General features: G+C 60.6%; 9 protein-coding genes and 1 pseudogene. 2 read left to right on the forward strand and 8 right to left on the reverse strand.

The window, feature by feature from the left end; genetic code table 11:
- Positions 1-136: 136 nt before the first annotated feature.
- The 3 genes from mmsB to chvE all read right to left on the reverse strand — a co-directional run bounded on the left by mmsB (position 137) and on the right by chvE (position 4,146).
- Positions 137-1,423 (reverse strand): multiple monosaccharide ABC transporter permease, encoded by a 1,287-nt coding sequence (gene mmsB, locus EN991_RS09805; protein WP_127368658.1) that lies wholly within the window; start codon positions 1,421-1,423, stop codon positions 137-139.
- Complete coding sequence (mmsA, locus tag EN991_RS09810; protein ID WP_013533633.1) at positions 1,420-2,952, reverse strand: multiple monosaccharide ABC transporter ATP-binding protein; 1,533 nt, start codon at positions 2,950-2,952, stop codon at positions 1,420-1,422. The genes mmsB and mmsA overlap by 4 nt, the downstream gene beginning before the upstream one ends.
- A 123-nt stretch (positions 2,953-3,075) precedes the next feature.
- Positions 3,076-4,146, reverse strand: coding sequence for a multiple monosaccharide ABC transporter substrate-binding protein (gene chvE, locus EN991_RS09815; RefSeq protein ID WP_024503154.1), 1,071 nt, complete (start codon positions 4,144-4,146; stop codon positions 3,076-3,078).
- Positions 4,147-4,456: 310 nt separating this feature from the next.
- Here chvE and EN991_RS09820 point away from each other — a divergent pair, with 310 nt between their 5' ends.
- Positions 4,457-5,446 carry a LysR family transcriptional regulator gene (locus tag EN991_RS09820; RefSeq protein WP_127368662.1) on the forward strand — a complete coding sequence of 330 codons (990 nt, stop codon included), beginning with the start codon at positions 4,457-4,459 and terminating at the stop codon, positions 5,444-5,446.
- 130 nt (positions 5,447-5,576) lie between these two features.
- Entirely contained in the window at positions 5,577-5,813 is a 237-nt protein-coding gene (locus tag EN991_RS09825; RefSeq protein ID WP_024503153.1) for a hypothetical protein, read from the forward strand.
- A gap of 504 nt (positions 5,814-6,317) precedes the next feature.
- Here the strand turns inward: EN991_RS09825 and EN991_RS09830 are convergent.
- The 5 genes and pseudogenes from EN991_RS09830 to EN991_RS09850 all read right to left on the reverse strand — a co-directional run.
- On the reverse strand, positions 6,318-6,899 hold the full coding sequence (locus tag EN991_RS09830; protein WP_164766090.1) for a restriction endonuclease: 582 nt from the start codon (positions 6,897-6,899) through the stop codon (positions 6,318-6,320).
- Between the two features lie 55 nt (positions 6,900-6,954).
- Positions 6,955-7,911 (reverse strand): hypothetical protein, encoded by a 957-nt coding sequence (locus tag EN991_RS09835; RefSeq protein WP_127368660.1) that lies wholly within the window; start codon positions 7,909-7,911, stop codon positions 6,955-6,957.
- A complete protein-coding gene (locus tag EN991_RS09840) occupies positions 7,904-9,595 on the reverse strand; it encodes an MmgE/PrpD family protein (protein ID WP_245460936.1) in 1,692 nt (563 codons plus the stop codon). Before EN991_RS09840 ends, EN991_RS09835 begins: the two co-directional genes overlap by 8 nt.
- A 25-nt stretch (positions 9,596-9,620) precedes the next feature.
- Positions 9,621-10,433, reverse strand: a complete 813-nt coding sequence (locus EN991_RS09845; RefSeq protein WP_127368661.1) for a CoA ester lyase — start codon at positions 10,431-10,433, stop codon at positions 9,621-9,623.
- A pseudogene (locus EN991_RS09850) lies at positions 10,427-10,846 on the reverse strand (hypothetical protein); the annotation flags it as partial. The pseudogene EN991_RS09850 and the gene EN991_RS09845, both read right to left, overlap by 7 nt.

Consider the following 10,846-nt stretch of genomic DNA (forward strand, 5'->3'; position numbering starts at 1 on the left):
CGTATGCCTCCTGCTTTCCTCGACCAGAGCAGTTCACCGTTTCACGGAAACGGCGAACCGCTCTAACTCATTGTCTTGGCGCAATTCCGGGCGGAAAACCGTTTCACACTTTTCCTGGAATTGCTCTTAAGTCCGTTCAAGCCTTGTTCTTGTTGTAGACGTCGAAGATCACGGCGCCGAGCAGCACCAGGCCTTTGACCACCTGCTGCCAGTCGACATTGACGCCCATGATCGACATGCCGTTGTTCATCACGCCCATGATGAAGCCGCCGACCACCGCGCCGATGACCTGACCGACGCCGCCCATCGCCGAGGCGCCGCCGATGAAGACGGCGGCGATGACGTCGAGCGCGCTGCCGAGGCCCGCGGCCGGCACCGCCTGTCCCAGTCGCGCCGCGATGATCAGGCCGCCGAGCGCCGACAGCACGCCCATATTGATGAACACCATCAGCGTCAGCCGCTCGGTGTTGATGCCTGACAGCTGCGCGGCCTTGGCATTGCCGCCCATGGCGTAGATACGGCGGCCGATGGTCATGCGCTTGGTGACGAAGACGAACAGCGAGATCAGCACGCCCATGACGAGCAGCACGACCGGCAGGCCTCTGTAGCTGGCGAACTCATAGACCAGGAACAGCGCCAGGGCGCTGGCGACCAGCGTCTTGACGACGAACAGGGCAAAGGGCTCGGCCTCATAGCCATGGCGTTCGCGCTTGCGACGCGTCCTCACCCCGAAATAGGCATAGGCCAGCACGGCGATCAGGCCCAGCACGATCGTCGTCATGTGCAGCGTCAGGCCGCTGCCCATGATGGTCTTGCCGGCCGCGTTCACCGTCGGCGGGATCAGCGTCAGCGGGCCGATGACATCCGGGATGAAGCCCGAGCTGAGCATTTTGAAGTCGTCGGGAAGCGGACCGACCGAGGATCCGCCGCCGAGCAGCGCCTGGCAGATGCCGCGGAAGATCAGCATGCCGGCCAGTGTCACGATGAAGCTCGGTATTCTGTGATAGGCGATCCAGTAGCCTTGCGCCGCCCCGATCAGGCCGCCCACGACGAGGCAGATGATCGAAACCACCAGCGGATTGCTGAGCGGTCCAAGTTGCCAGATGACCATCATGTTTGCCGCCAGCGCGCCGATGAAACCGGCGACCGATCCGACGCTGAGGTCGATATAGCCGGAAACGATCACCAGCAGCATGCCCAGCGCCATCACGATGATGAACGAGTTCTGCTGCACCAGGTTGCTCAGGTTCACCGGCTTGAACAGCGTTCCCGACGTGGTGAACTGGAAGAACAGCATGATGACGATCAGCGCGATGATCAGGCCGTATTCGCGCAGGTTCGTCGCCAGCGCCGAGACGGCGATGCGTGGACGCTGCTCTTCGGCGACATTGCCGTGCGGGGCGGGGGCGCTTTCGGTGCTCATGCTGCTTTTCCTTCTCCACGAACGATGGCGCGCATTATTTTTTCCTGGCTTGCTTCTGCGGCGGGCATTTCGCCCACGATGCGCCCTTCGTTCATGACGTAGATGCGGTCGGTGATGCCGAGCAATTCCGGCATTTCCGACGAGATGACCACGATCGCCTTACCCTCCGAGGCGAGTCGCGCGATGATCGTGTAGATTTCGTACTTGGCGCCGACATCGATGCCGCGTGTCGGCTCGTCGAGGATCAGCACGTCCGGGTCGGCGAACAGCCATTTCGACAGCACCACCTTCTGCTGGTTGCCGCCGGAAAGATTGCCGGTCAACTGATAGACGCTGGAAGCGCGGATATTGGTCTTCTTGCGATAGTCGTTGGCAACGGCGAGCTCGCGCATGTCGTCGATCACGCTGTGGCGGGCCACGCCGCCGAGATTGGCCAGCGTGATGTTGTGCTTGATATGGTCGATGAGGTTGAGCCCGTAGGTCTTGCGATCCTCGGTGACGTAGGCGATGCCGTGTTGGACCGCCTTGCTTACCGAGGACACATCGATCGGCTTGCCCTTGAGCAGCACCTCGCCTGTGATGCGGCGGCCGTAGGAGCGGCCGAACAGGCTCATGGCGAATTCGGTGCGGCCGGCGCCCATCAGCCCGGCAATGCCCACCACTTCGCCCTTGCGCACATTGATGTCGATACCCTTGATCACCTGCCGCTCGGCATGGAGCGGGTGATAGACCGACCAGTTCTTCACCTCGAACACGATCTCGCCGATATCAGGCTCGCGCGGCGGATAGCGGTCGTCGAGGGAACGGCCGACCATCGAGGTGATGATGCGGTCTTCGGAGATGTCCTTCTTGGCCAGCGTCTCGATGGTGCGCCCGTCACGGATCACCGTCACCTTGTCGGCGACCCGGTTGATCTCGTTGAGCTTGTGCGAGATCAGGATCGAGGTCATGCCTTGCCGCTTGAATTCGAGCAGCAGGTCAAGCAGCGCCTGGCTGTCCTTTTCGCTGAGCGATGCCGTAGGCTCGTCGAGGATCAGGAGCTTGACCTCCTTGCTCAGCGCCTTGGCAATCTCGACCAGCTGCTGCTTGCCGACGCCGATATTGGTGATCAGCGTCTTGGGGTCCTCCTTGAGGCCCACCTTCTTCAACAGCGCACTGGTGCGCTCCTCGTTGGCGTCCCAGTCGATGACGCCGAATTTCGCGTGCTCGTTGCCGAGGAAGATGTTTTCGGCGATCGACAGCATCGGCACCAGCGCTAGCTCCTGGTGGATGATGACGATACCCTTGTGTTCGCTGTCCTGGATGCCCTTGAACTGGCATTCCTGGCCTTGGAAGATGATCTGGCCGTCATAGGTGCCGGAGGGATAGACGCCCGACAGCACCTTCATCAGCGTCGACTTGCCGGCGCCGTTTTCGCCGACCACGGCGTGGATCTCGCCTTCCTCGACGCTGAGGTTGACGTTCGACAGCGCCTTCACGCCGGGAAACGTCTTGGTGATGTCGCGCATCTCCAAAATCGTCGGGGCCATGGGGACTACCGCTCCTTGAGAGCTCGGCAAACATTGCCGGCGAGGTCGGTGACAATACCGGGCTCGCTGGTGAACGAAAAGGGGCCCTGCGTTGCGCAGGACCCCCTGACTTTGTAACCGGGATTACTTCAGTTCGTCGGCCTTGATGTAGCCGGAGTCGACGACCAGCGCCTGGTAGTTCGACTTGTCGACTTCATGCGGCGTCAGCAGGATCGAGGGAACGACCTTGACGTCGTTGTTGTAGGTCTTTTCATCGAGGCCGTCCGGCTTGCCGCCCGAGAGCACCTTGTCGACGAGCTGGACGGTGGCCTTGGCCAGTTCGCGGGTGTCCTTGAACACGGTCGAGTACTGCTCGCCCGAGATGATCAGCTTGACCGAAGCGGTCTCAGCGTCCTGACCGGTCACGATTGGCCAAGGCTGAGCCTCGGTGCCGTAGCCGACGGCGCGCAGCGAGGCGGTGATGCCGCGCGACAGGCCGTCATAGGGCGACAGAACGCCATCGACGCGGCTGCCGTCCGAATAGTTGGCCGACAGCAGATTGTCCATGCGCGCCTGGGCGGTGGCGGCGAGCCAACGCAGCGTGCCGACCTTGTCCATGCCGGTCTGGCCGGACTTGATCTTGATCGAGCCGTCGTCGATCAGCGGCTGCAGGACGGAGATGGCGCCATTGTAGAAGAAGAAGGCGTTGTTGTCGTCGGGCGAGCCGCCGAACAGTTCGACGTTCCACGGCTTGGTGTTCGGGAAGCGTTCCTTGAGGCCCTTGACCAGCGAATTCGCCTGGATCACGCCGACGCCGAAATTGTCGAAGGTGGTGTAGTAGTCGACATTGGCGGTCTTCTTGATCAGGCGGTCATAGGCGACGACGACGACGCCCGCGTCAGCGGCCTTCTGCAGAGCATCCGACAGGGTGGTGCCGTCGATCGAGGCGATGATCAGCGCCTTCGGGCCTTTGGTGATTTCGTTTTCCAGCTGGCTGAGCTGGTTGGGGATGTCGTCCTGCGCGTATTGCAGGTCGACGGTGTAGCCGAGAGCCTCGAGCTGGGACTTGACGGCATCGCCGTCATTGATCCAGCGCTGCGAGGTCTTGGTCGGCATCAGCACGCCGACGAGACCCTTGTCGGCTGCGTGCGCCGAGTAGGTCATGGCAGCGATGCCAAGGGCCGCGACGGCGGCCAGTGTCTTGATGATTTTCACTTTAACTCTCCCTGTTTGATGGACGCGGCACCCCGGGGGTCGCGGGCCGCGCAATCGTGCAGAAGCGCCAAGGCACCGCTGCCGTCATATCGATCTCCGGTATCCTCCCATGGCCCCGAGACGCTGATTCAATCGATACGATTTTTCTCGTCGGCGACCGTCACGTCTTGGAACGCGCGGAGGGTGTGGGTCTTTGCCATAACTGTCAAATGCGATCTTTGATGGTTGCTATATCATCGTTGGTATAGGTATTGCGACGTGACGGGTTGACCCGATGTCGGTCGTACACAAGCAGAAGGCAGGGAAATCGATGGCGCGGCTAGGAAATCCGACAACAGCTTCAAATGGTTACAGAGAAGCACCGGGCGATGGCGAAACCCTGCTGCGCAGCGGTCTCAGTCTGCGTCATATGCGCATGATCGTCGCGCTCGACGACCATGGCCGGGTCAGCGCGGCAGCCCAGGTTCTGAACATTTCGCAGCCGGCGGCCTCGCGCATGATCGCGGAGATGGAGGCGGTGCTGGAGGTCAAGCTGTGCGAGAGGCTGCCGCGCGGCATCACCTTGACGCCGTACGGCAAGGCTTTGGCCAGGCGCGCGCGCTCGATCCTGCTGGAGATGCGCGAGGTCGACCGCGAGATTTCCGAGCTCAAGGCGGGCAAGGGTGGTTCGGTTTTCCTGGGTGCCGTGACCGCGCCGGCAATCGAGCTGGCGGTGCCGGCAATTCGTGAAATCCGCCGCATCTATCCGCGCATCGAGATCACCATGCAGGTCGAGACCTCCAATGTGCTGGCACGCGAACTGATCGCCACGCGCCATGACTTCATCATCGCGCGCATTCCTGACGACTTGAACCCACGGCTGTTCGAATCCCGTGTCATCGGCGTCGAGAAGGCCTGCCTGATCGTGCGCCGTGGCCACCCGCTCACCAGGGGCAGCGTGGTGCGGCTGGAAGACACCGCCGCCTATGACTGGGTCTTCCAGTCTGGCGGCTCGCCCTTGCGCCAGGCGATGGAGAGCAACTTCCTCAACCGCAACATCGCTTTGCCGGACCGTATCCTGAACACCAGTTCGCTGCTCCTGACCCTGGTCATGGTCGCGCAATCCGATGCCATCGCACCGGTCTCTGTCCAGGTGGCGAAATTCATCCAGAACCCTGACGGGCTGGCCGGCGCCATCGACGTCGTCCAGACCGAATTCGACATCGAGGTCAGGCCCTACAGCCTGATCACGGTGAGGAATCGCGCGCTGTCGCCGGCCGCCAAGATGCTGCACGACTTCATTCTGAGGGAAGTGGGATGATGGCTGGATCAGGTAAGCTTCTCCGGCGAAAGCGCCGCCAGGCCGAGGCCAGCGAAAGCGAACTGGGAACATTATTTCCCGCCGATGCGTTCATGATCTTGCAAGGGACGATTTCTTCTGGAGGCTGAACATGCGCAGCTTCGAAATCATCGACCTGCTTTGCGTGATCGAGGCCTGCAAGCACGATCGATCGGTCGGCAATTTCGTGTCCATGGCTGAAGGCGTGGAAGAATTGCGGGTGTTGACCGGCGATTTCGTTTCATCGGATGACGCGGCGGCAAACGCCCTCGCAACGGTGGCGCTGGCGAGAGGCTGCTCGGTTGTGTTCGACGAACAGGCAGGCGCTGAAATGGTTCTGACGCCTTAGGCTGGAGCGGGTAGCGGGAATCGAACCCTCGCGTTCAGCTCGGGAAGCTGGTGTTATTGCACTGATTTCAACGGCTTACGTGTAAAACAAGGACCCTGCCGGTCTTTAAATTCGTAACGAAATCAACCACAGTGTAAAACCAAAGTTATACCGTTTGGCACCGCGTAAAAGCCCTCCATTCACCAGGTGCTATCCCTTCTTATGTGACCTCAAATTTGCCGTTCACGTCTGCTTGATGCGATCAGCGGTTGATTGGGGATGATTGCGAACCGGCAGCTCCTTGCTCTTCCGTTATCGTTAGCGGACATTCAGGATGTAACTTTGATCGCCTTGAAGGGAAATCAGAAGAGACAGCCTTTAATGTTTTGCCTCAGACCTGACAGCGGTTCGAATCCTCTCGGGCGCGCCCGGCAGGATGAAACTGAGAACTCATATGTCATTGTTTGCCATACGTAAACGCAGCTAGTCTGCTTCGCACCCGTGAGCTTAGCTAGCTTGCCTAAATCACGAGTCCGGAAAATATCGCTTCCTGACCGTCGGGTTTCTGACAAGAACACGGTTTAGTTCCAGAACAGAGAAGTTAAGAGTCCTGATCGAACGTCTATCGCAGATGCCATCGATCTTATCATATAACGTCGCGTCAATTAGCGCCGAGGTCATCACGCCAAAGCCCTCTGCTGCGTGCAGATCGACCATGTCGCCGATATCCTGAACTTTGGTCGCGCCCAGCGAATTACTCTGAGTCAGTTTGCACTGAAAAATCCATTTACGACCCTTGTTTCCGGCTGATCTCGCGGCTTCCATGATCTCGATATCGCGTCCGCCGTCTCTCGATCGCGAGCTGCCAAGCTTTCTGATTGTCGAAGAATCAAACATCGCATGAGCGTAGAGGATATCGTAGCAGAGCTGCTCAAATTGCTCGTCATTAAGGCTTCTCCAATCGAGAGTGAGAGAATCCGAGAGGCCCATCGTCGCAGTGAGAGAGCGGGTCGTATCGCAGATTCTTTCATACAGGTTCTTTGTGGCCCGCTCTTCGAGCGGTTTCGTGTCATAAAGAACGTGGGTGTCAGTGCCATCATCCACCACAATCAGAGTTCCGGTGTTGTGAACCAGACATGATTCCCCGCGGGGCCCTGGGGCCCTAAGGCCCGCTGGCATGCCCTCCCTGAGGTACTCCCCGACCGGTGAGTGTGTGAAGGTCGCATCCAGCCATGCGAATTGATCGGGCGGCCAGATATCCCTCGTCATGGCGTCGTGCGAATCCCGCGCAGACCCGGGACTTGAAGTACTGGTTCATCGGAAAGTAGGCGACCATGCCTTCGGAAAGGACAAAAGATTTTCCGGCGATGACAAGCACCTCGGCCGCCACAAAATCGGCCCGGCGGTAATTCTGCCCGGTCGCAGAGAAGAACGTGTCGAGCTCAACACCGTTCGGAATGAGCCAGCTGTCGATGGAAGCGTAGCAGTCTGCTCCCAGCCGGCCACTGTAAGGGCTCTTGTGGAAGCCAAGTTCATACTCGGGATGTTTTTTGACCAGCTCGTCGTAGTAATCCGGCGCATCATAGCGCATCTGGTGTATAGCGCCCGAAAGGAAGTTGGCAAAGTAGGATTCGACCAGCTCCGGAAGACGTGGATCACAGTCGGCCAGCGATTCCTCGTAATCAGCTATTGCGTCGCGTAGGCTTTGGTAACTCTCTCCTTCGCCTGACCCGTCGTCCTGTTGCGCCTGAAACACGACGACGACATTTTCGAGCCGTCCCCGGAAACCCGGACCGATATCCGTCAGGGTAAGTCTCAGCCGTGTGAGATATGCCTCAGCGAAGTACTCCTCGGCTACCTCGGCACTGCCGGCTTCCGCCGCCATGTTCTCCGCGGCCCATGATGCCTCCACATAGTCCCAGCATATATCGATATGCTCATTAGTCCGGCCGATACTGCGCATCGGGATTAGGACGGCGACCGTCTCCGCTCCGGACAAATCAATGGCGCCGAGGTCCGAAAGCTTCAGGGATGCGAGATCAAACTGAATGCGGGTCATATGCCCAGCAGCCCGGCGGCCTCGGCAGGAGATGCGCTGATGGCGGTGAATCTCAGGCATCCTCCTCCTCCGCTGCCAACGCAACCAGCCCCTCATTCCTGGCCTTCTCCAGCACCCCTATGAGAACAAGGCACTGCTTTTCAGTCGGAATCTTCGCGGGCATCTGCACAGCAACCTGCAGCACGCCGGTCTCTCTGGGTGTCAGCACGCGTTTGCGCCCCAGTTCTTGCATGATCGTCCTCCACTGATGGGCAGGGATATCGAAAACTCGCTTCTGCGCCTCGATTCCGTTGTCAATTTTCTGAGTGACTTTGGCGTCCTTGCGCTCTTCGCCCTGTTCTTCCAGCGACAGGAGGTCTTCGAAAAATTCGTCAGGCAAAGCGGCCTCAAGCTTGTCCAGCGTGCCCTGCAAACGAGTCCAGCACTGATCTTTCTTACACCACTCCGAGATGTTCGAGATGCCGGTGGGCGGATGCACGATATCATCGTTGACGTGCTTCGCTGCAATCGTCAGCGCTTCACGAAGCGTCGGCGGAATCGCTTGAATATTCCAGACCCTCGAATGGTCGATGGATTTGCCGAGGCGGCGGCAGACGTCATTCAACGAAGCAATAGCGTAAAGGCTGTCGATCTCGAATTCCATACGCACCTTCGAGCGGAAGCGCGTTACGCCAGCGTCGGCAAGTGCCTGGCGTTCGAACGCGTCGAGGTCGGCGACGCCATTGACGGCGATGAGCCCCAATACCGTGCCCATGGAGAACTTCGCCTGGTGGACCGTCTGAGGGATGTCCACCGCACCCAGGACATCGATGGCGCCCTGGTGGACTTGGGTGACCACCTCCGCGATGTCGTCCGGGCCGAGCCCCTCGCGGCGCATGAGCAGCTGAAGTGCGTCGGCTGCCGGATGGGTGTGGCGACAGGAGGCATGCCATTTGAAGGATGTCTCCTCCGTTGCCCAACGGCTGCCGAGGCCATCCGTCAGACGGGCCGGAACGGCATCGCTGGACATGCCGGCCGCCATGCCCTTCTTCCCTTCAAGGATCTGCGCGGCCCCCTTGAAGCCATCGCGAGCCAAGAAGGCAGCACACAGGCCGTTGGCGGCCGCACGCGCAGTATGAAGCTGCTTGGAATCGGCGGCGTCGCGCAGCAATTCCCAGAGCCCCGCTGCCTGGGTACTGGCGGAGCCCAGTGCATGGTTGATGCCGGCCGCGCCCAGCCCGATCAACTTCCCGACAGCGGCGGCCGCGGCGACAGTGACGGCCGTGCCCGTTGTGTGGAAGATCTGGTAATGTGACCGCCCTAGGAACTCTCCGACCCGGATGCCAACCTCGTAGCCGGCGATGCAAGCAGTCAGGATTTCACGCCCGGTCTTCCCCTCTGCTTCCGCAACCGCCAAAACGGCTGGAAAGATCACCGCAGCCGGGTGAAAGACCGAGCCGTTGTGAACGTCGTCCTGCTCCACCACATGGGAGGCCGCGGCATTGACCATCGCCGCGAAGTAGGGGCTCGTGCGTCGTCTCGTCGGGATGACGAGACTTGGGCCGTCCGCCGGCCCCATTGCACGAGCAAAGCCGTCGATGATCTCGACTTGGCGCGCGCCCTTGCCGGCGAGGGTTGAGCCGAGCCAGTCGATCATCAGTCCTTTTGCGAAACGAACGACGCGCGGCGGAATCTGCTCGAACTCGAGCTCGGCGATGAAGGCGCAAAGCCTGGCTGTCGGCCGATCGGCGGTGTCCAGGCTCATCCGCTGTTCCTCATCTGCATGCCCTTTAGACCAAAGCGGCCCGGCGCAGGATCCGCCTTGCGCGCTCGATGACCGGCCGATCCACCATTTCGCCGTTCACCTGGACAGCTTCACCGGACGAAGCTGCGCCGACGATGTCACGTGCCCAGATGATTTCATTGTCGCTCGGGCGAAAAGCAACGCGAATCGGCTCGATCTGCCTCGGATGGATCGCCATCTTGCCACCGAAGCCCATCTTCATAGCATGGCGGGCGTCATCCTCGGTGATTTCGGGACTGCTCAGGTCTGTCGTCACGCCGTCGATCGGCGCGGCACGGCCAGCCGCGCGCGAGCGCCAGACAAGTTCGTTGCGAGCCGCAAGCAGGGTCAACCGGTCATGCGCGCAACCGAGATCGAGCGAGAAGTCGACCGAGCCGAAAGCGACGGCAACGACGTCGGGCGTCGCCAATATATCCGGCAGGTTGGCGAGGCCGACAGCACTCTCGACGAGCGCGATGACGGATACGTTGCGTGTTATGTGCCTGGCCATATCGGCAATGTCTTCCGCGCGCTCGGCCTTGGACAGCATAATGGAGACGCCATCGAAGCGCCGCACGGCGTCGATGTCCGCTTCGTGCCACGGGGTGCCAACGGGGTTGATGCGGACGATGACTGGAGATTTCAGCCTGGCTGCATAACCAACAACTGCGTCCCGGGCGCGGTCCTTGTCGCCAGGAGCGACGGCATCCTCAAGGTCGAGAATGACCGCATCCGCGCCGCTGTTGTCGGCCTTGGCAAACCGGTCCGGCCGCGAGCCCGGCACGAAAAGCGGCACGACAGGCGTGACGAAGCTCACCATTGCGCCGTGGCCTTCACCGTCACATGGCCGTCGGCCGACCGTACCTCGAGAGCCATGCCGTCATTGCCCGGACACGTTGCGCTCAGAAGCAGACGTTGCGGTCTGGTCGCCGGATGCACGCCCCGGAACGAGAAACGGCGCGGCGAGGAGCCGAAAATGGCTGTGGCAAAGTTCAGGAGCAGCGTCGCCTGCAGCGGGCCATGGATGACGAGCCCGGGATAACCCTCGACCGTTGTGGCGTAAGGCGCGTCGTAGTGGATACGATGCCCATTGAACGTCAGCGCGGAGTAACGAAAGAGTAGCACCGGATCCACGTCAACCCAGCGCTCGTTCGATGCCGCCGGGGGTGGAGTTCCCGGCGGGGCAGGGGTCGCTGCCGTAGCGCCGGCGGCGCGATAGGCAATGGTCTGGTC

Source organism: Mesorhizobium sp. M7A.F.Ca.US.005.03.2.1 (assembly GCF_003997795.1).
Taxonomy (GTDB): Bacteria; Pseudomonadota; Alphaproteobacteria; order Rhizobiales; family Rhizobiaceae; genus Mesorhizobium; species Mesorhizobium ciceri.